At 66.6% G+C, this 19,899-nt stretch carries 16 protein-coding genes; 13 read left to right on the top strand and 3 right to left on the bottom strand.

The window, feature by feature from the left end; translation table 11 throughout:
* Window positions 1-2 precede the first annotated feature (2 nt).
* The gene (locus HWY37_RS04230; RefSeq protein WP_175207663.1) at window positions 3-569 is read right to left on the bottom strand and encodes a TetR/AcrR family transcriptional regulator; all 567 of its coding nucleotides are present in this window, start codon (window positions 567-569) and stop codon (window positions 3-5) included.
* A gap of 198 nt (window positions 570-767) precedes the next feature.
* Between HWY37_RS04230 and HWY37_RS04235 the strand changes: the two genes are divergently transcribed.
* From HWY37_RS04235 to HWY37_RS04250, 4 genes are all read left to right on the top strand, one after another.
* Window positions 768-1,922, top strand: a complete 1,155-nt coding sequence (locus HWY37_RS04235) for an efflux RND transporter periplasmic adaptor subunit (protein WP_176087930.1) — start codon at window positions 768-770, stop codon at window positions 1,920-1,922.
* 68 nt (window positions 1,923-1,990) lie between these two features.
* Window positions 1,991-5,134, top strand: a complete 3,144-nt coding sequence (locus HWY37_RS04240) for a multidrug efflux RND transporter permease subunit (protein ID WP_176087931.1) — start codon at window positions 1,991-1,993, stop codon at window positions 5,132-5,134.
* On the top strand, window positions 5,131-5,307 hold the full coding sequence (locus tag HWY37_RS04245; protein WP_175207660.1) for a hypothetical protein: 177 nt from the start codon (window positions 5,131-5,133) through the stop codon (window positions 5,305-5,307). The genes HWY37_RS04240 and HWY37_RS04245 overlap by 4 nt, the downstream gene beginning before the upstream one ends.
* Before the next feature lie 12 nt (window positions 5,308-5,319).
* Window positions 5,320-6,789: an efflux transporter outer membrane subunit gene (locus HWY37_RS04250; protein ID WP_281371945.1), complete on the top strand. Its 1,470-nt coding sequence runs from the start codon at window positions 5,320-5,322 to the stop codon at window positions 6,787-6,789.
* A gap of 44 nt (window positions 6,790-6,833) precedes the next feature.
* Here HWY37_RS04250 and HWY37_RS04255 read toward each other — a convergent pair whose 3' ends face one another.
* Both HWY37_RS04255 and HWY37_RS04260 read right to left on the bottom strand, forming a co-directional pair.
* Entirely contained in the window at window positions 6,834-9,020 is a 2,187-nt protein-coding gene (locus HWY37_RS04255; protein ID WP_176087932.1) for a mechanosensitive ion channel family protein, read from the bottom strand.
* 91 nt (window positions 9,021-9,111) lie between these two features.
* On the bottom strand, window positions 9,112-9,456 hold the full coding sequence (locus HWY37_RS04260) for a winged helix-turn-helix transcriptional regulator (protein ID WP_176087933.1): 345 nt from the start codon (window positions 9,454-9,456) through the stop codon (window positions 9,112-9,114).
* A gap of 103 nt (window positions 9,457-9,559) precedes the next feature.
* Here HWY37_RS04260 and HWY37_RS04265 point away from each other — a divergent pair, with 103 nt between their 5' ends.
* The 9 genes from HWY37_RS04265 (at window position 9,560) to tssH (ending at window position 19,897) form a co-directional block, all read left to right on the top strand.
* The gene (locus HWY37_RS04265; protein WP_176087934.1) at window positions 9,560-10,264 is read left to right on the top strand and encodes a glutathione S-transferase family protein; all 705 of its coding nucleotides are present in this window, start codon (window positions 9,560-9,562) and stop codon (window positions 10,262-10,264) included.
* 154 nt (window positions 10,265-10,418) lie between these two features.
* Window positions 10,419-11,057 carry a hypothetical protein gene (locus HWY37_RS04270; protein ID WP_176087935.1) on the top strand — a complete coding sequence of 213 codons (639 nt, stop codon included), beginning with the start codon at window positions 10,419-10,421 and terminating at the stop codon, window positions 11,055-11,057.
* Between the two features lie 196 nt (window positions 11,058-11,253).
* On the top strand, window positions 11,254-11,796 hold the full coding sequence (gene tssB, locus HWY37_RS04275) for a type VI secretion system contractile sheath small subunit (RefSeq protein WP_175207655.1): 543 nt from the start codon (window positions 11,254-11,256) through the stop codon (window positions 11,794-11,796).
* Between the two features lie 32 nt (window positions 11,797-11,828).
* Window positions 11,829-13,340 (top strand): type VI secretion system contractile sheath large subunit, encoded by a 1,512-nt coding sequence (tssC, locus tag HWY37_RS04280; protein ID WP_176087936.1) that lies wholly within the window; start codon window positions 11,829-11,831, stop codon window positions 13,338-13,340.
* 67 nt (window positions 13,341-13,407) lie between these two features.
* A complete protein-coding gene (locus HWY37_RS04285; RefSeq protein WP_175207653.1) occupies window positions 13,408-13,899 on the top strand; it encodes an Hcp family type VI secretion system effector in 492 nt (163 codons plus the stop codon).
* Between the two features lie 63 nt (window positions 13,900-13,962).
* Window positions 13,963-14,406: a type VI secretion system baseplate subunit TssE gene (gene tssE, locus HWY37_RS04290; RefSeq protein WP_175207652.1), complete on the top strand. Its 444-nt coding sequence runs from the start codon at window positions 13,963-13,965 to the stop codon at window positions 14,404-14,406.
* Complete coding sequence (gene tssF, locus HWY37_RS04295; protein ID WP_246302179.1) at window positions 14,403-16,166, top strand: type VI secretion system baseplate subunit TssF; 1,764 nt, start codon at window positions 14,403-14,405, stop codon at window positions 16,164-16,166. The genes tssE and tssF overlap by 4 nt, the downstream gene beginning before the upstream one ends.
* Complete coding sequence (tssG, locus tag HWY37_RS04300) at window positions 16,163-17,188, top strand: type VI secretion system baseplate subunit TssG (RefSeq protein ID WP_246302180.1); 1,026 nt, start codon at window positions 16,163-16,165, stop codon at window positions 17,186-17,188. Before tssF ends, tssG begins: the two co-directional genes overlap by 4 nt.
* A gap of 12 nt (window positions 17,189-17,200) precedes the next feature.
* Window positions 17,201-19,897, top strand: a complete 2,697-nt coding sequence (tssH, locus tag HWY37_RS04305) for a type VI secretion system ATPase TssH (protein WP_176087937.1) — start codon at window positions 17,201-17,203, stop codon at window positions 19,895-19,897.
* Window positions 19,898-19,899: the final 2 nt, after the last annotated feature.

The raw sequence follows: 19,899 nt of genomic DNA on the forward strand, positions 1-19,899 counted from the left end.
GCTCAGGCCCGCGTATCCACCGCCCCGTCCAGGAACAGCTTCTGCACCATGGAAGCCATGCCGAGAGGAGCGATCTCCCCGCGCTGAGCCGCGTCCATGGCCGCGTACAGCAGGCTGTCGTACGCCCTGACCAGCCACATGGATGGCACGTCTATGCGGAAGACGCCGGCCTTCTGGCCGTTCAGGAAGAAGGCGTCCAGCGCGTCCCCGAAAAACGAAGGGATCTGTACGTCGGCGTCCTCGTTTCTCGCGTCTATCAGCCGGGTCCAATGGGCATGGTTCCAGAACAGGTAGTACTCCCGGCCCTGGACTACCGCCTCGGTCAGGCGCTGGAGCGCCGCCGCGTGGGGCGGGGCGTCCAGGTCGGCCCGGACCAGCGCCTCCTGCAAATGCTGGCTGGCCCGTTCCATGAGCAGGTCGATGACCCCCTCGCGGGTGGGCGATATCCGGTACAGCGTGGCCTTGCTGATCCCGGCGCTGCGCGCCAGCTGTTGCAGATTGGCCCGAGGCTGTTGCGCGACGGATAGGGCCAATGCGCGAGCGAGTTTGTCGTCGAGGCCTTCAGACATGGGGTTCTCCTGTCGATCGGTACGAATGAGTCTTTTTGAATTCAATCGTGGTGAAAAACATACGGATAAAGTCTACTACGAATCTAAAGAATCCAATAAATATCTAATGAATCGATATTGACTCATTTAAATCCAATAAGTACTATCGGGTCCTAGATCGCCTCAACCTGAGGCGGCATTTGGATGTCAGAGGACAACATGACCCGATACAGAGCCAGCGCCGCGGCGCTAAGCCTGCTCGCCGTTCTCGCCGGGTGCGGCAGTCAGGAACCGCAGGCGGCGCAAGAGCAACCCGTTGAAGTCGCACCGCTAGTCATTGCGCCCCGCGCGCAGGCGATCGTGGCCGACCTGCCAGGGCGGATCACGCCGGTACGCGTGGCGGAAGTGCGCGCGCGGGTCGCGGGCATCGTCCAGAAGCGGCATTTCGAGGAAGGGGCCACGGTCAAGGAAGGCGATCTGCTGTTCACCATCGAGCCGGCCCCCTTGGAAGCGGCGCTGGGCAGGGCGCAAGGCGCGCTGGCGCGGGCCCAGGCCCAGGTCAGGCAGGCCCAGGCCCTGGTCAACCGCTACCAGCCGCTGGTGAAGATCGAGGCCGTCAGCAAGCAGGAATACGACGACGCGCTGGCTGCGCTCCAGACCGCGAAAGCCGATCAGCAGTCCGCCCAGGCGGAGGTCAATACGGCGCGGCTGGACCTGGGCTATGCCAGCGTGCGCGCGCCCATTTCGGGTCGCATCGGCCGCGGCCTGGTGACCGAAGGCAGCCTGGTCGGGCAGGGCGAATCGACGCCCATGGCGCTGATCCAGCAGATCGATCCCATCTATGCGGACTTCCGGCAACCCGCCACTGCGGCGCTCAAGTTGCGCGCAGCCGTGGCGGACGGCTCGACGCAGGCCGCCGGCCAGGCCGAGCCGGCGGTGAGCATCCGTGTCGATGGCACGAACCACACGGCCAAGGGCAAGTTGCTGTTTTCTGATGTCTCGGTGGATCCGGGCACGGGCCAGGTGTTGTTGCGCGGCCAGTTCAGCAACCCCGACGGATTGCTGCTGCCGGGCATGTACGTGCGGGTCAGCGCCGAGCAGCGCATGGACCACAACGCCATCTTCGTGCCCCAGCGCGCCGTCATGCGCGGCGCCGACGGGCAGGCCAGGCTGTTGCTGGTGTCGGCCGAAGGCAAGGCGGAAGAGCGCGCGGTGCAGACCGGCGCGATGCAGGGGGCGGAGTGGCAGATCACGCAGGGACTGGCCGCGGGCGACCGGGTCATCGTCGACGGCGCCGCCAAGATTCCGGCCGGCACGCCCTTGAGCGTCAAACAAACCGGCGCGCAAGCGCCCGGCCAGGAACCCGCGCGATAAGCGCGCCCGCGCCGCGCCGCGCCATGCGCGCCGCGCCGCGGGCAGCTTGAGCCCAGACGGATCACATCATGCCGAATTTCTTCATCCAGCGACCCAACTTCGCGTTGGTCCTCGCCATCTTCATTTCGCTGGCGGGCCTGCTCGCCATTTCATCGCTGCCCGTGGCGCAGTACCCCAGCGTTGCGCCGCCCCAGGTCATCATCAAGGCGACCTATCCGGGCGCGTCCGCCGAAGTCATCAACAACACCGTCATCAGCCTGATCGAGGAAGAGCTCAACGGCGCCAAGGGCTTGCTCTACTACGAATCGCAGAGCAACAGCTCGGGCGTGGCGGAGACCACGGTCACCTTCGAGCCCGGCACCAATGCCGACCTGGCGCAGGTCGACGTGCAGAACCGCATCAAGCGGGTGGAGTCGCGCCTGCCGCAGGCGGTCATCCAGCAGGGCTTGCAACTGGAGCAGGCCAGCTCCAGCTTCCTGCTGATCTACGCGCTGACGTACAAGGAAGCGGGCAAGGACCAGGTGGGCCTGGCGGACTATGCCGCCCGCAACATCAACAACGAAATCCGCCGCGTGCCGGGCGTGGGACGGGTGCAGATGTTCGCCGCCGAGCGGGCGCTGCGCATCTGGATCGATCCGGCCAAGCTGGTTGGCTACGGCCTGTCGGTCGACGAGGTCAACAAGGCCATCGCCGCGCAGAACGTGCAGGTGTCGGGCGGCTCCACCGGCGAGCAGCCCAGCCCGTCGACGCAGGAAATCACCGCGAGCATCATGGTCCAAGGCCAGCTCACGACGATTCCGGAATTCGAAGGCATCGTGCTGCGCGCCAATCCTGACGGCTCCATGGTGCGCCTGGGCGATGTCGCCCGCATCGAGATGGGACGCCAGGACTACCGCATGTCCAGCCGCCTGAACGGCCAGCCGGCCGCAGCCATGGGCGTGCAGCTGGCGCCCGGCGCCAATGCGCTGGAAACCGCCAAGGGCATCAAGGCTCGTCTGGCCGAGCTGTCCAAGGGTCTGCCGAGCGACATGACGTACAGCGTGCCGTTCGACACCTCGATCTTCGTCGAGGTCGCCATCTCCAAGGTGCTGATGACCCTGGCCGAAGCCGTGGTCCTGGTGTTCCTGGTGATGCTGTTGTTCCTGCAGAATTTCCGCTACACGCTGATCCCGACCATTGTCGTGCCTATCTGCCTGCTGGGGACGCTGGCCGTCATGCTGCCTCTGGGCTTCTCCGTCAACATGATGACCATGTTCGGCATGGTGCTGGCCATCGGCATCCTGGTGGACGACGCCATCGTGGTGGTCGAAAACGTCGAGCGGCTGATGGCCGACGAGGGCCTGTCGCCGAAGGAGGCGACCATCAAGGCCATGGGGCAGATCAGCGGCGCCATCGTCGGCATCACGCTGGTGCTGGCGGCGGTGTTCCTGCCGCTGGCCTTCATGACGGGCTCGGTCGGCGTGATCTACCGCCAGTTTTCGGTGTCGCTGGCCGTGTCCATCCTGTTCTCGGGCTTTCTGGCGCTGACCTTGACGCCGGCGCTTTGCATCCTGTTGCTCAAGCCGATCGAAAAGGGGCACCACGAGAAGAAGGGCTTCTTCGGCTGGTTCAACCGGGTGTTCGCGCGCATGACCGAGCGCTATTCGGCCACCAACGCGCGCCTGCTCGCGCGCACCGGCCGCATGATGGTGCTGTACGCGATCCTGGTGGGGGCGTTGGGCTACGTCTATACAAGCGTGCCGTCGGCCTTCCTGCCGACCGAGGACCAGGGTTACATGAACACGGACATCCAGCTACCGCCGGGCGCCACGCTGTCGCGCACGCTGGAAACGACGCAACAGCTTGAGGGATATCTCGAAGCGCGGCCGTCCGTATCCGATGTCATCACGCTGCAAGGCTTCAGCTTTTCCGGCCAGGGGCAGAACGCGGGCCTGGGCTTCGTGATGTTCAAGGATTGGGCCCAGCGCGGGAAGAACGAATCGGCCATGGCCGAGGCGGACCAGGCCAATCTGGCCCTCGCGGGAGTGCCGGACGGGACGCTGTTCTCGGTGGTGCCACCTTCGGTGGAAGGTATGGGCAATTCCTCGGGCTTTGCGCTGCGCCTGCAGGACCGCGCCGGCCTGGGCCGCGAGGCCTTGTTGTCGGCCACCGAAAGCCTGATGCAGAAGGTGTACGCGAACCCCAAGGTCTTCTCCTACATCCTGATCGAAGGGCTTTCCGACGCGCCCGAACTGGACCTGCGGATAGACCGCAACAAGGCCGAGGCCCTGGGCGTTTCGTTCGATTCCATCAACTTGGCCTTGTCCACCGCCTTTGGTTCCGCGCTGGTCAACGAGTTCCCCAACCAGGGCCGCATGCAGCGCATCATCGTGCAGGCCCGGCCCGAAAGCCGGGACACGCCGGAATCCATCGCCAAGCTCAACGTGCTCAACCGTGCAGGCGAGCTGGTGCCTATGGAGTCCTTCAGCGAGATAGGCTGGAAGCACGGCCCGGTGCAGCTGATCCGCTACAACGGCTACCCCAGCATCAAGCTGATAGGCGACGCCGCGCCTGGCGGCAGCACGGGCGAGGCGATGAAGCAGATCGAACGCCTGATTGCCGAACTTCCCCAGGGCATCGGCTTCGAGTGGACCGGCTTGTCGTTCCAGGAAAAGGCCACGGGCTCGCAAGCTCCCATGCTGTTCGCGCTGGCGCTGTTGGTGGTGTTCCTGGTGCTGGTTGCGCTGTACGAAAGCTGGAAGATACCCGCGTCGGTGCTGCTGATCGTGCCGGTAGGCGCGCTGGGCGCGGTGGCCGCGGTGATCGTGGCCGGCATGCCCAACGACGTGTACTTCAAGGTGGGCCTGGTGACCGTCATCGGCCTGGCGGCCAAGAACGCCATCCTGATCATCGAGTTCGCCAAGGATCTGCATGAACAGGGGCGCTCGCTGAAGGAAGCCGCAATCGAAGCCGCGCGCCTGCGCTTCCGTCCCATCGTGATGACCTCGGTCGCCTTCATCCTGGGCGTGGTGCCGCTGGTCATCGCGACGGGCGCGGGGGCCACCAGCCAGCGCGCCATCGGCACCGGCGTGCTGGGCGGCATGCTCAGCGCCACCATCCTGGGCGTGCTGTTCGTGCCGGTGTTCTTCGTCTGGACGCTGTCGCTAGCCAAGGGGCGCAAGCCGCAGGCTAGCCCGAGCGCGGCCGCCGCGACGCCGGAGGGCAAGGCATGAAACTCATGAGCGTCCTTGCCATGCTGAACGTTCGCAATGAGGCGGGCCTGGAGTTGCTCGCCGTTTCAGGCGCCATGTGCGCGGCCGCGCTTTGCGCCTGGGCGTATGCCCTGGCCGCGCGCCGCCAGGCGCGTCCCGGCATGGGCCGGACTGTGTCGAATCAAGGAAAGTGAACGATGAAATCGATGAACCGTACCCTCATGCGGCTCAAGCCGCTGGCCGCCGCCGCGGCGGTCGTGGCGCTGCTGTCGGGCTGCGCGCTGGCGCCGACCTACGAGCGTCCCGCCGCACCTGTTGCGCAGCATTGGGGCGCCGAAGGCCAGGCGGACTTTGCGTCTGGCCAGGGATCGGCTGCCGCCACGCTGGACTGGCGCGGCTTCGTGACCGACCCGTCGTTGCGCGGGCTGATCGAAACGGCGCTGGCCAACAACCGGGACCTGCGCCGGGCCTTGCTCAACGTCGAGGCGGCGCGCGCGATGTACCGAGTGCAGCGTTCGGAACAGCTGCCGTCCATCGGCGCGCAGGCCAGCGGCGCGCGCCAGCACAATCCGGCGGACCTGAACGCCAACGGCGTGTCCGGCGTGCAAAGCGAGTGGCGCGCCGGCGTGGGCGTCACGGCCTTCGAGCTGGACCTGTTCGGCCGCGTGCGCAGCCTGTCGGAGGCGGCGCTGGAAGAGTATCTGGCTTCTGACAACGGCGCGCGCAGCGCGCGGATCAGCCTGATCGCGGAAGTGATAGACGCCTACCTCACGCGCGAAGGCGCGCGCCAGCGCGGCCTGCATACCGAGCGGACCCTGGCATCGCGCGAGCAATCGCTGCAATTGATTGCCAGACGCCGGGCCGAAGGCGTCGGCAGCGCCCTGGATTATGAGCAGGCGAAGGGCCTGGCCGACCAGGCGCGCGCCGATCTGGCACGCATGGAACGGCAGTACCGGCAGTCGACCAATGCGCTGACATTGCTGGCCGGCGTCAGCGACATGAGCCCTTATCTGGCTCCCAATGACGCCGCCGCGCCGATGTTGGTGCAGCAGCTGGCGGCAGGCGCGCCGTCCGAGCTGTTGACGAACCGTCCGGACATCCTGGCGGCGGAACACCGCCTGCGGGCGCGCAACGCCGACATCGGCGCCGCGCGTGCCGCTTTCTTTCCCCGGATTTCGCTGACCGGCATGTTCGGCAGCGCCAGCGCGGACCTGTCGGATCTGTTCTCGGGCGGCCAGCGCGCCTGGTCCTTCGCGCCGCAGATCAACCTGCCCATCTTCGACGGCGGCCGCAACCTGGCCAATCTGGAGCTGGCCAAGGTCCGGAAGGAAGCCGCGGTGGCCGAGTACGAACAATCCATCCAGACCGCATTCCGCGAGGTCATGGACGGACTGGCCGCGACCGATACCCTGCGCAGGCAGGAGGACGCGCTGCGCGCGCAGAGCGACAGCAGCCAGGCCGCGCTGCGCCTGTCCGAAGCGCGCTATCGCGGCGGCGTGGACAACTATCTGCGCTACCTGGATGCGCAACGCAGCGACTTCGCCAATCAGATCGCGCTGATCGAAGTGCGGACGGAGCGCCAGATCGCGCTGGCCTCGCTGTTCCGCGCCTTGGGCGGCGGCTGGCGCGGCGAAGACGCCGCCGCGAAGGCGTTGCCTGCGCCATCCGCGGGCTGATCTGGCGTGGCGCCCGGTCCCGGCGCGGTGACGCGAGCCGGGCGTCAGGCGTCCTGGGCCGATGCCGGATCCGGGCGCTTGGACGCACGCGCCCTGGACAGCTGCACGTTCATGCGCGGCATGGCCGGCTCCAGCCCGGCCTGGTCCAGCCGGCGCCGCAGGCGCATGTTGAAGGCGCGCTGGACTTCCCATTGGCGCAGCGGCGCGGTCTTGAAACGGAAGCGCAGTATGGCCTGCCCGCTGTCGAAGCTCTCCACGCCTTGCAATTCCATGGGCGACCACAGGAAGGGATAGATCGCCGGATCGGTGCGCAGCTCCATCGCGACCTCGCGGACCAGCGCCACCGCATCGTCGATCGGCATGGTGGCCGGCACCGGCCAGCGGAACATGGCGTAACCGAACTCGCGCGAGTAGTTCTTGATGGTCTTGATCTGGCTGAACGGAATCGTGTGCACGACGCCGTCCAGGTCGCGCAGGCGCACGGTGCGGATGGTCAGACCCTCGACCGTGCCCAGGTGGTTGCCCACGTCCACGTAGTCGTCGATGGACAGGGAGTTCTCGATGATGATGAACAGCCCCGTGATCAGGTCGGCCACCAGCGATTGCGCGCCGAAGCCGATGGCCAGGCCGATGACGCCGGCGCCGGCCAGCAGCGGCGTGACGTTCATGCCCATGTTGGCCAGCGCGACGATCACGGCAATCACGAAAATGGTCGCGAACAGCACGTTCCGGATCAGCGGCAGCATGGTCAGCGCGCGGACGTTGGCGCGGTTCCTGCCGCTTGCGCCCAGGGCATGCTGCAAGGCGGTGTCCGTCAGGATCCAGGCCAGCCAGGCCGCCAGCAGGGTGCCGGCGACGCTGGCCACCCTGGGGCCGATCTGAGAGCCGCTGCTTTCCATGAAGCCGATCAGCGACAGGCCCAGCACGCGCAGGCCGATTTCCAGGAACAGCAGCAGGTTGGCGAGCCAGAGCAGGCTGTAGCCGAAGTACCTGAGCTGTCCCAGATAGGCGGTGCGCCGGTTGGCGGCCCGGTTGGAACGCAGGTAGGCGCGGCGGATGGCGCCGCCCGCGATCATGCCCGCGATCGCGACCAGGGCGCAGAGCAGCGCCCGTCGTATCACCTGGTCGCTGTCGTCGGCGGTGGCGAGCGTGGTGAACAGCGAGATGCCCACCAGCAGCAGGAAGGGGATGAACCACAGCGATCCGACCAGCCGTAGCACCTTGGAAAGCCCCTGGCGCTGGGCCCGGCGCTCCCGCGACTGGTTGCGGATCAGGTGGGAGACAGGGCGGCGGAACCGCAGGATGAACAGCGCGGTGAGCGTGGCGGCGGCGACGTTGGCGAGCAGGCCGAAGAACTGGGCGACGCCCAGCCCGATGACGCTGGTGACCTCCGGGTCGTGCAGCGCGTCGCCCAGCGCGGCCAGGCTGCCGATCAGCCACAGCGGCAGGGCCGCGCGCCGCTTCAGGATGTTCAGCGCCTGCTTGCGGTGCGGGCCGTCCAGCAAGGTCAGAGCGATCAGGCAGAGCGAAGAGAACAGCGCGCCGACGAGCAGCACGTAGGCCAGCACCAGGGCGCCGAGCCGGCCTACAGAGTCGGGCGTCACCACGGAAAGCGAAAGCATGATCACGAAGGCAATGGCCCAGGGCGTCAATTGCCGTACGACCAGCCAGAGCAGTTGGCGGGTCTGCGAGCCGCCGGGCGGCGCGTCCGCCGGCGCCGGGCGCTGCCGGAAGCGGCGTCCGATCCAGCGCAGCGCCAGGGCCAGGCTGGCCCAGATCGCCAGGACGATCAGGAAGTCGGCGATCAGCGTGGGCCATTCGCGCCACGCGGGCAGGCCGGTGGTGATGTCGGCGCGCGCCTGCCGATACAGCATGCCCCAGCGGGTAAAGGCGCCTTCGGGGCCGTCCAGGCGTTTCTCGAGGTTTTCGGCGGTGTCGCGGATGAGCGCGAGGATGCCGTCCTTTTCGCTTTCGGCGCCAGGCTTGGTCGCGTCGCGCAGCTGCTTGAGCTGGTTCAGCAGGTCCGCGCGCTGCTTATCGTTTTCCAGCGTCTGGATGACCTGGTCCAGCGACTGGTTCAGTTGCGCGCTGTCGACCGGCTTGCTGGCGCTGGAGCCGGAGCCTCCCAGGCCGGGCAGAGACAGGGCGGCGGCAGAGGGGTGAACCAGGCTCAGCGCGAGGAGGATCAGCGGCAGGCATAGTCGGAGATAAGACAGGACTGAAGCGCGCAAGACCGGCTCCCGGGTGATGATACGGATACGTTTTAGAGGAGTCCTGTCCGGGACGCAAGACGCGCCGCGCCGCCCGGCGGATCGGTGCGGCTCAGCCGGCCGCGGCGGCGTCCGTTTCCTCGGATACCGCGCCGTTGTCTTCCCACCAGCCGCCCAATGCGTCCAGCAGCGGCACCAGCGTCTTTCCCGACGGCGTGAGCTCGTATTCCACGCGCCGCGGATAGCCTTCGAAATCGGTGCGCCGGACGATGCCGGCCAATTCCAGCTTGCGCAGTTCCAGCGTCAGCATCCGGTGCGAGATCGTCGGATTGTCGCGGCGCAGGTCGCTGAAGCGTTTGGTGCCTTCCTTGAGGTAGTAGATCAGCAGCGTTGGCCATCTGCCGCTCAGGACCTGCATGATCTCTTCGATGGGGCAGCGCGAAATCAGGTCTTTCATGGGCGGGCCATGGTCACAAAAATGTGCGTAGTTTACTTGGCAAGCCAGGTCCGTAGAATCGAATCCGCTGCGCAGCGAGACCATTATTTACGGAGAAAAAATCTTGGAACCCATTCTTGTTTATGGCTTTCCGCTCGGAAGCTCCATGGGGCTCGTTGCCGCGCTGGAGTGGCTGGGCCAGCCCTATCGCCTGTGCCGCGTGGACATGCTCGGAGAAATGCGGCTGCCTTCCTATGCGCGGATCAATGCGCGCCACGAGACTCCCGCTTTTGTGAGCGAGCAGGGCGCTGTTTTCACGGAAACCATGGCGATTGCGCGCTGGATCGAGAACCGGGACAGCGAGCGGCGCCTCAGCTTCGATCCGCTGTCGCCGCAATCCGATCGCATGCATCAGTTCATGGCATTCCTGAACACCGGCTTCACGGCCGCCTTCACGCCGCACTGGATGGCGCTGGAAATGGACCCGCCCAACCCTCCGTTGCAGAAAACGCTGCGGGAATGGGGCGCGAAACGCGTCATCGAACGGCACGACAAGCTTGAGGCGATGCTGGGCGATACGCCGTTCCTGGTCGGTGAGCGTCCGACGCTGGCCGATGCGGTGCTGGTTGGCGTGGCGCGCTGGCTCGACTTCCATGAAGTCGCTCCCAAGTCCCGCTGGCCCCGGCTGGCCAGGCTGCGGCAGCGCCTGGAGGACGACCCGGCGGTCAGGTATGCCGTCGCGCTGGAAAGCGGTGAAAGCCCCGGCGGCTCGGGACTGTGCAAGGGCCATGTGCCCCTGGAAACGCTGATCGGGACGTACGGCAAGTAGACAGGCTGAAGGTCCTCCCGGCCAGGGGCCGTCTGCCGCGCGTACCCTGGCCGGACTTCGATGCCCAGTAAGACCAAAGTCCCATGCGCGACCTGACGCCGGTGGCTATCCTGCGGGCTTGCTGCCACGGGCAGAGCACAGGAGGAGGTGGCTCATGAGTGTCATTCTGGGTAAGACAATACTGGATGCGAAGGCGACAAAGCGGGTGCGGCGCAATCCGGAGATGCTGGGGCAGTATTTCTCCAAACCTGAGCCGCCGAAAGGCTGGCGCATAGGCCAACTGATGCCTGGCGAGTCTCTCTTGCTCTGGGCGTACGACCTCCAGCACTTGATGATCTGGATGGACAACTCCAAGCCTGGAAGCCTGGGGGCCGTTCCGGGCAGCGATCAGTACGTCTCGACCTTCTACGAATACAGGCGCGCGCCCGAAAACGAGACCCTGTATGACATGAAGACCGCTGCGAAAGTCTGCTATGCCGCAAGTGTCGGACTGCTGGTGGCCGAATGCCGCCAGTTGGTGAATCGCGGGGAGTTCCTGCCTGCCAGCCATCTGGAAGCGCTGCGCCTGGGAAGACCGGCAAGGGACATGGGCATGGCCCGCTCCTGCCTGCTGGTGACGAAGCGGGCGCCGGTGGTGAATGCCCATGCTGCCGCGGCCGATGCCCCCGAGGCCAATGAGTTCGTGTCCCGCACGGGCGATCCGAAGGAAGTGGTCCAGAGCATCCAATGGATGTCGGCCCAGCCCAGGGGGAATTTCCTGGCTCGGACGCGTTCCCCCGCGAAACCGGGCTGATGCGGGGCGAACGCGGCCGTATCAGGGCGGAGTGCTAAGCCGTTTTTCATCCAAAAGCAGGATTGAGATTTCCGATAATTTCAAAATCCTACGACTAAAGTCCGATGTGGCCCCCGAAGGCCGGCGCTATTGTTCGCACCTGCAAAGCGCGCAGCGCTCGCTGCGCGGTACGAATACGGTTCCTTCGGAGAGGGTCATGTCCAATAGCTTGCAGAAATGGGTGGGCCGCAACCGCCCGCCGCGGGTGCAGATCACGTATGACGTTGAAACCGGCGACGCGATCGAGAAGCGCGAGTTGCCGATGGTGGTGGGCGTGCTGGCCGATCTTTCGGGCCAGCCGGCCACGCCGCTGCCCAAGCTGAAAGAGCGCCGCTTCGTCGAGATCGACCGCGACAATTTCGACGAGATCATGGGCAAGATCCGCCCGCGCCTGGACCTGTCCGTGCCCGATACCGCCAAGGGCGAAGGCAATCTGCGCATCGAGCTGAACTTCGAGAAGTTCGCCGATTTCCATCCCGAATCCCTGGTTGACCAAGTGCCGCGGCTGTCCAAGCTGCTGGAGGCGCGGCATCAGCTGCGCGACCTGCTGGCCAAGCTCGATGGCAATGACGAGCTGGACTCCATCCTGGAGCGCATCGTGCGCAGCACTGAAGAGCTCAAGGCCGTCAAGAGCGAAGCCCAGGCTGGCGGTTCGGCCGGCGATGCGGCTGAGCCGGCCAGTACGGCGCCGTCGGCGTAAAGCGGGCAATCTCAATTCTCAGGGTGGCGAACATGGCAAGCAAACAGACGGCCGATACGGCGGCAGTTGGCGGCAACGCAACGCAGGAAGCGGCGCAGGCGGGAGAACTCAGCCTGCTGGACCGCATCGTGCAGGAAGGCAATATGGCGGTGGAGCCGTCGCAGAACTCCTACGCCAAGAAACTGCTGGGGCAGCTGGCGTCGCAGATACTGGACGAAGGCATGCGCACCAGTCCGGACAAGTCGGTGGTGGCGATGATCAATGAGCGCGTGGCGGAAATCGACCGCCTGCTGACGGATCAGCTGAACGCCATCATGCATGCGCCGGAATTCCAGGCGCTGGAGGCGTCGTGGACCGGTTTGCACGACATGGTCTATGGCACCGAGACGAGTTCGCGCCTGAAGCTGCGCCTGCTGAACGTCAAGAAGAAGGAATTGCTGAAGGACCTGGAATCGGCCGTCGACCACGACATGAGCCTGCTCTTCAAGAAAGTCTATGAAGACGAGTACGGCACGTTCGGCGGCAGCCCCTATTCCGTGTTGATAGGCGATTACGCATTTGGCCGCCATCCGCAGGACCTGGCGCTGCTGGAGCGCATCTCCAAGGTCGCGGCCGCCGCGCACGCGCCGTTCATCGCCTCCGCCGCGCCCAGCCTCTTCGACCTGAAGTCGTACACGGATCTGGGCGTCACGCGCGATCTCTCCAAGGTGTTCGAAAGCGCCGAGCTCGCCATGTGGCGCAGCTTCCGCGAGTCCGAGGATTCGCGTTACGTGGCGCTGGTGCTGCCGTCCTATGCGGCGCGCCTGCCCTACGGCGCCAAGACCAAGCCGGTCGATACGTTCAACTTCGAAGAGGACGTGGACGGCTCGGATCATGGCAAGTATCTGTGGGCGAATTCCGCGTACCAGCTGGGCCTGCGCATCACCGACGCCTTCGCCAAGTACAGCTGGGCCACCGCGATCCGCGGCGTGGAGGGCGGCGGCAAGGTGGAAAGCATCGCCGCCCATGCCTACAAGACCGATGAAGGCGATATCGCGCTCAAGTGCCCGACCGAAGTGACGATCACGGACCGCCGCGAAAAGGAGCTCAGCGACCTGGGATTCATCGCCTTCGTGAACGCCAAGGGCTCGAATCAGGCCACGTTCTTCGGCAGCCAGACCGCGAACCGGCCCAAGGTCTACAACAAGGATGCCGCCAACGCCAACGCGCAGCTGTCTTCGCGCCTGCCGTTCGTGCTGGCCGCGTCCCGTTTCGCGCACTACATCAAGGTGATGATGCGCGACAAGGTCGGCAGCTTCCAGTCGCGCACGGATGTCGAGAACTATCTGAACAACTGGATCGCGGACTACGTGCTGATCAATCCCTCCGCCTCACAGGAACAGAAGGCCAGCTATCCGCTGGGCGAGGCGCGCGTCGACGTGACGGAGGTGCCCGGAAAGCCCGGCGCCTACCGCGCCACCTGCTTCATCAAGCCTCATTTCCAGATGGAAGAGTTGACCGCGTCGATCCGCCTGGTGGCGGACCTGCCGGCCGCGGCCGCCTGACCTTGCGCACCGCGCGCCGCCGGCCGGCGGCGCGCGCCAACCGAACCTTCTTCGAGTACGGAACTCCATGGATACCATCCTGCTTCAGATCAAGAACATCAAGGGCAACTCCACGCTGGACGGCTACGCCGACGCGATCATCCTTACGACCGTCTCGCACGGCGTGATCCTGCCGGTGTCCATGGACATGGCCAATACCGAGCGGGCGCTGGGCCGGCCCACCTTCACGGAAATGACGTTTACCAAGGCGATGGACCAGTCCTCGCCGGCGCTGTATAACGCCTGCGCCTCGGGCGCCAAGCTGAACGACGCGACGATTCTCGTCGGTCGCAACGAGAGCGGAAAATTCCTGCTGCATGTGAAGTACGTGCTGGGCAATGCCATGGTCTCGTCGATCAGCTCCGGCTTGGGCGGCGGCGGCAGCAGCGACAGCTTCAGCCTGTGCTTCAGCAAGATCTCCATCGAATACACGCAGCAAGCCGCTGCCGGCAACAAGGCTGGCACGGCGTCCTTCGGCTGGGACCTGGCGACGAATAAGTCGACCGCATCCAAGAAGTAATGCCGCGCGCCGCTTCCGCGAGTGCGGGGGCGGCGCCGGCGCCTGTACAGGAACGCCCGCAACATGCCGACCGCCACCCTCTATTCGCCCGTGCCCCTGTTTGACCGTCTGGCGGCCGACGCGGAGTCGCAGCTGGCGGGAGCGGACGCGCAGCGGCTGGCGGTTGCCAGGGACCTGGAGCGTTTGCTGGCCACGCGCTCGCGCCTGGACTTCGATGCCTTTGCACGCTCGGCGGCCTCGGTGATCGACTACGGAGTGCCGGACTATTCGGCGCGGTCGCCGGTGTCGGCCGCGGACCGCGAGGCCGTCGCCGCCGTGGTCAAGCACGCCATTGCCCTGTATGAACCGCGCCTGTCCAACGTGTCGGTGGACATGACGCCCGCGGCGAACGGCATCGGCCCGTGCCGGCTGGAGATCCGCGCGGACATGGCGGTGGGCGGCGCGGTGAATCACGTGGCGTTTGAGTTGCTGGCCGGCGCGCAGAGCGGGACCGGAGGCGGGTCATGAGCGATCTGGCATCCGACGGCATCCTGCATTACTACAAGCGCGAACTGTCCTATCTGCGCAATCAGGGAGCAGACTTCGCGCTGCGCTATCCCAAGGTGGCATCCCGGCTGGCTCTGCATGGCACGGAGTCGCCCGATCCGCACACCGAGCGCCTGATCGAAGCCACGGCGTTCCTGGCGGCCCGGGTGCATCGCGACCTGGACCAGGAGTTTCCGCAAATCGCCGCCGCGATGCTGGACAACGTCTGCCCCACGCTGGTGCAGCCCATCCCGTCGATGACGGTGGTGCAGCTGGCTTTGGACGGCAGCCAGGGCAAGGTGACGGCTGGACTGCCCGTCGCGCGGCATAGCGGCCTGGCGGCGCGGACCGAGGCCGGCGAGCTTTGTCGCTTCCGGACGGCCTGGGACACCACGCTATGGCCCTTGAAAATGGTGGGCGCCGGCTTCTCCGAGGACCAGGCCTTGCGCCTGGAACTGGAATGCGATGCCGGCGTGGAACTGTCCGAGCTCGAAATCCGCACGCTGCGCATACACCTGCAAGGCGACTGGATGGTGACCATGCCGCTGTACGAACTGCTGGCGGCGGGCGTGGCCGGCATTTCGTTGTATGCGGAAGGAGGCGGCGTGGCGCCGTTGCCGCTGACCGCCTGGCGGGAAGTGGGGTATGCGCCCGAGGACAGCGTGCTGCCGCAGCCGCCGCACGGCTTGCCGGCGCACGGCCTGATGCAGGAGTACTTCGCCTTTCCGCGCAAGTTCCATTTCTTCGACCTGGACTTGCCGCGAGGCTTGCCGTTCAAGGGACGCCGCTGCGAGGTCGCGCTGCACCTGGACCGGCGGGCCCGTGGCCTGGGCGCCATCGGCGCGCAGCATTTCCGCCTGGGCTGCACGCCGGTGATCAACCTGTACGCGCAGACCAGCGAACCGGTCGCGATCGACGACAGCCACTACGAGTACCGCCTGGTGGCGGACAAGCGCCGCGACGAGACGACCGAAGTGCATTCCGTGTTGTCGGTGATCCTGTCCGACCCGGCGGCCGAGCGGGCCATTCCGGTGCCCAGCTATGCCGAGGTCGAGCACGCGGACGCCGCCCGCGGCACGCTGTTCTGGTCCGCCCGCAGGGAATACAGCCTGCGCGACCGCGTGGGCGGCACCGACATGTTCCTGAGCTTCGTCGACGCCCGCAATGAGATCCGCCAGCCTGCCGAACCGGTGGTCTACGCCAACCTGCTTTGCACCAACCGGCGCCTGGCCGAGCAGGTGCCGGTGGGCGCCCGTATGGTGTTCGAACGCGTGGCGCAGAACGTGTCGGTGCAATGCCTGTACGAGCCCACGGCGCAGCGCAACCCGCCCTTGGGCAGCGATGCGCTGTGGCGGCTGGTGTCGCTGTTGACGCTGAACCAGCAATCGCTGGTGGATGGCGCGACCGGACACAAGCGCCTGCAGCAGATCCTGCAACTGTTCGCTTCCGGCAGCACGCGCGAACAGGACCTGATACGCGGCTTGAAGGGCGTCAGCTCGCGTCCCGTCACGGCGCACGTGGGCAAGGAGGCATGGCGCGGCTTCTGCCACGGAACCGAAGTCACCGTGGAGTTCGACGCCGATGCGTTCGTGGGAGGATCGCCGCTGCTGCTGGGCGCGGTGCTGGCGCGGTTCTTCGCGATGTATACCTCGGTCAACTCGTTCGTGCGGCTGGCGGTGCGCCGGGGCGACGAAACCTGGAAGCAGTGGCAGCCCATGACGGGCTGCCAGCAGTCGCTATGATCGCCCGGCTGCTCTCCCGCCCGCAACGCTACAACCTGTTCCAGGCGATCGCGCTGCTGGAACGCGCAACGCCCCATGCCGCGCCCCTGGGCCGGGGCAACGGCGACGGCGAGGGAGTGCGCCTGCATGGCCACGTGTCGGTCGCCTTCGAGGCCAGCGACGTGCGCGCCGTGACCCAGAGGCAGGAAACGGGGCGTTGGGGTCAGCCCATGCAGACCCGCTACGCCCTGATCACGCCCGTGATGACGCTGGCCGGCGCCAGCAGTCCGCTGCCCCTGGCGTACACCGAATTGGTGCTGCAACGCCGGGCGGCGCGCGATCACGCCACCGCTGAGTTCCTGGACATCTTCAATCACCGGTTCCTGTCCTTTTTCTACCGGGGCCGCAAGAAGCACGCACTGGGTCTGAATGCGTCCGCGCCGCAGGCTTCGGCGTTGGTGGGCTGCCTGGACGCATTGAGCGACCTCGGTTATGCCCGCGATGAGACAGGACCCAAGGGGCAGCGCCTGTGGGTCAGGCACGCCGGCTTTCTGGGCATGGCGACGCGCTCCATGAGCGGATTGCTGGCGTTGCTGGCGGACCGCCTGGACCTGAAGGTGCGGGGCCAGCAGTTCGTGGGGCAATGGCGGACGCTGGATGCGCAGGACCATTCGCGCCTGGGCGGCAAGGGGTTGGCGCTGAATGCATCGCGCGCGCTGGGCCGCCGGGTATGGGACCAGGCCGCCGGCATCCGCATCGAGTTCCTGGACCTGAGTCCCGCCCGGTTCGAGCGCCTGCTGCCCGGGGGCGACGACCACGAGCTGGCGCTGTGGCTGATTCGCAGCCACCTCCGGCGCGACCTGAACGTGGATTTCGTGCTGCACGCGCAGCCGCGCGCGGGCGCGAGCGCGCTGGGTGGCGTGGCCGGGTCCAGGCTGGGCTGGACCAGCTGGGCGACCGCGTCGCCGCGGACCGTCACTCCGACGCCCGTGCGCCTGTCGGCGCGCATGGCGTCTGCTTCCTCATCGGCCAACCGTACATAAGGCAAATCAGGCATGGATATCGACATCCGCACGCTGCTGTCCCGGCTTAACCCGGTCTGCAAGCACGCGATGGAACTGGCGGCGCAGCAATGCGTGCGCCAGACGCATTACAACGTGGATGTCGAGCACCTGCTGCTGACGCTGCTGGATACCGCCGCGCCGGATCTGAACGCGGTGCTGGACCATTATCAGATCCGGGCGGAAGACGTGTCGGCACAATTGCAGCGCGCCCAGGAGCAGTTCAAGCGTGGCAATGGCCGCACGCCGGCCTTGTCGCCGAACTTTTCTCCCTTGTTCCAGGAAGCGTGGCTGCTCAGCTCGATGCTGCTGGGACAGCAGCAGATCCGATCCGGCACGCTGCTGCTGGCGCTGCTGGAAGTCGACAGCCTGCGCGGGCTGCTGCTGGAGTCGGCGCCGGGCCTGCTGAACATCTCGCGGGCCGGCTTGCGCGCCGCGTTGCCGTCGATCCTGGCCGGCAGCGCCGAAGACGCGGGGAACCCTTCCACGCAGTCCGAGCCAGGGGCCGAGGCCCTGCCTGCTGGCGGCGAGTCCGCCATGCCTACGCCGGGCCAGGGGGCGGCGCGCCAATCCGCGCTGGAGTTGTACACGGTGGACCTGACAGCGCAGGCGCGCGAGGGGGCGATCGATCCCGTGCGAGGGCGCGATGGCGAAATCCGCCAGCTGATCGACGTGCTGCTGCGCCGCCGCCAGAACAATCCGATCCTGACGGGCGAGGCCGGCGTGGGCAAGACCGCCGTGGTCGAGGGCTTCGCGCAGCGTGTCGTGCAAGGCGACGTGCCGCCGGCCCTGCGCAATGTGTCGGTACGGTCATTGGACCTGGCGCTGTTGCAGGCCGGGGCTGGGGTGCGCGGCGAATTCGAGAACCGGCTGAAGTCGGTGATCGGCGAGGTGAAGGCGTCGGCGATGCCGGTCATCCTGTTCATCGACGAGGCCCATCAGCTGATCGGCGCCGGCGGCAGCGAAGGGCAGGGCGACGCCGCCAATCTGCTCAAGCCGGCCCTGGCGCGCGGCGAATTGCGCACCATAGCCGCCACGACCTGGGCCGAGTACAAGCGCTACGTTGAGCGCGATCCGGCGCTGGCCCGGCGCTTCCAGGTCGTCAAGGTGGAAGAGCCCACCGAGGCGGCGGCCGTGGAAATGCTGCGCGGCATGGTGCAACGGCTGGAAGCCCATCACGGCGTCGAGATCCTGGATTCCGCGGTCCGGGACGCCGTGAAGCTGTCGCACCGCTATATCTCCGGGCGGCAGCTGCCGGACAAGGCCATCAGCGTGCTGGACACGGCTTGCGCCAGGGTGGCGATCGGCCAGAGCGCGGAGCCGGAGGAAATCGAGGCCCTGGGGCGGGCGATCGAGTCCGCCGAAAACCAGTTGCGAATCCTGCGCCACGAGGCAGCCACGGGCGCGGACCGCGCCGACGCGATCGCCGCGACGCAGCGCCAGATCGAAGAGCAACGCGAACAGCATCGCCGGTCGGGAGAAAAGCTGGCGGCCGAGCGCGGCGCCGTGGCTGAAATCCTGGGCTGGCGCCGCCGCATCGCGGAGCGCATCGCCGCCGATGGCGGCGCGACGGCGGACGAGGAGGACCTGGACGCGCTGACCGCCAATCTGACCCGCCTGGAAAAGGGCCTGGAGGCAGTCCAGAACGACGAGCCCATCGTGCCAGTGTGCGTGGATTCCTCGGTCGTGGCGAAGGTGATTTCCGGCTGGACCGGCATTCCAGTGGGCCGGATGCTGGCGGATGAGCTGCACACGGTCCTGTACCTGCAGGACAAGCTGTCCGGGCGCATCGTAGGGCAAAACGAAGCTCTCGACGCCATCGCCCGGCGCATCCGCACCTTCCGCGCGGACCTGGACGATCCGGGCAAGCCGGTGGGCGTGTTCCTGCTGCTGGGCCCCAGCGGCGTCGGCAAAACCGAAACCGCGTGCGCGCTGGCCGATACGCTATATGGCGGCGAACGCAACATGATCACCATCAACATGTCGGAGTTCCAGGAAGCGCATAGCGTTTCCGGCCTGAAAGGCGCGCCGCCCGGGTACGTGGGGTACGGCCGGGGCGGCGTGCTGACCGAAGCGGTGCGGCGCCGGCCCTATAGCGTGGTGCTGCTGGACGAAATGGAGAAGGCCCACCCCGACGTGCTTGAGCTGTTTTTCCAGGTGTTCGACAAGGGGACCATGGAGGATGGCGAGGGCGTTTCGATCGACTTCAAGAACACCCTGATCCTGCTGACGTCGAACGCTTCGCAGGACGTCATCACCGATGCCTGCCGGGGCGGGGAGCGCCCTACGCCCGAGGCTTTGATCGAGCGCTTGCGCGCGCCCTTGCTGCGCCAGTTCAGCCCGGCGTTCCTGGGGCGGCTGGTGATGGTGCCGTACTACCCGCTGGGCGATGCCCAGATCAACGCCATCGTCAACCTGAAGCTCGGACGCCTGGCGCGGCGCTTCGAGCGCAATCATCACGCCCGTCTGGGCTGGGACGATGCCGTGGCGCAGTCGATCGCGGCGCGTTGCAAGGAAGTGGACAGCGGGGCGCGCAATGTGGACCACATCCTGACCCAGGCGGTGCTGCCGGAGCTGGCGCGCCAGGTGCTGGAACGCATTTCCGTGGCGGCGCCGTTCGGCGGTGTCCATCTGGGCCTGACGCCGGCGGGCGCGATCGATTTCCAGTTCCACGACGCGGAGGCGGGGTAGTT

Source organism: Achromobacter anxifer, assembly GCF_903652925.1.
GTDB classification, from domain to species: Bacteria; Pseudomonadota; Gammaproteobacteria; order Burkholderiales; family Burkholderiaceae_B; genus Achromobacter; species Achromobacter anxifer.

Excerpts from the sequence above, each read along its gene's own strand:
- tssB (WP_175207655.1), top strand. The coding sequence starts at position 11,254 with ATGTCCAATAGCTTGCAGAAATGGGTGGGCCGCAACCGCCCGCCGCGG.
- HWY37_RS04240 (WP_176087931.1), top strand. The coding sequence starts at position 1,991 with ATGCCGAATTTCTTCATCCAGCGACCCAACTTCGCGTTGGTCCTCGCC.
- tssC (WP_176087936.1), top strand. The coding sequence starts at position 11,829 with ATGGCAAGCAAACAGACGGCCGATACGGCGGCAGTTGGCGGCAACGCA.
- HWY37_RS04245 (WP_175207660.1), top strand. The coding sequence starts at position 5,131 with ATGAAACTCATGAGCGTCCTTGCCATGCTGAACGTTCGCAATGAGGCG.
- tssF (WP_246302179.1), top strand. The coding sequence starts at position 14,403 with ATGAGCGATCTGGCATCCGACGGCATCCTGCATTACTACAAGCGCGAA.
- HWY37_RS04270 (WP_176087935.1), top strand. The coding sequence starts at position 10,419 with ATGAGTGTCATTCTGGGTAAGACAATACTGGATGCGAAGGCGACAAAG.
- HWY37_RS04250 (WP_281371945.1), top strand. The coding sequence starts at position 5,320 with ATGAACCGTACCCTCATGCGGCTCAAGCCGCTGGCCGCCGCCGCGGCG.
- tssE (WP_175207652.1), top strand. The coding sequence starts at position 13,963 with ATGCCGACCGCCACCCTCTATTCGCCCGTGCCCCTGTTTGACCGTCTG.
- tssH (WP_176087937.1), top strand. The coding sequence starts at position 17,201 with ATGGATATCGACATCCGCACGCTGCTGTCCCGGCTTAACCCGGTCTGC.
- HWY37_RS04230 (WP_175207663.1), bottom strand. The coding sequence starts at position 569 with ATGTCTGAAGGCCTCGACGACAAACTCGCTCGCGCATTGGCCCTATCC.
- HWY37_RS04285 (WP_175207653.1), top strand. The coding sequence starts at position 13,408 with ATGGATACCATCCTGCTTCAGATCAAGAACATCAAGGGCAACTCCACG.
- tssG (WP_246302180.1), top strand. The coding sequence starts at position 16,163 with ATGATCGCCCGGCTGCTCTCCCGCCCGCAACGCTACAACCTGTTCCAG.
- HWY37_RS04235 (WP_176087930.1), top strand. The coding sequence starts at position 768 with ATGACCCGATACAGAGCCAGCGCCGCGGCGCTAAGCCTGCTCGCCGTT.
- HWY37_RS04260 (WP_176087933.1), bottom strand. The coding sequence starts at position 9,456 with ATGAAAGACCTGATTTCGCGCTGCCCCATCGAAGAGATCATGCAGGTC.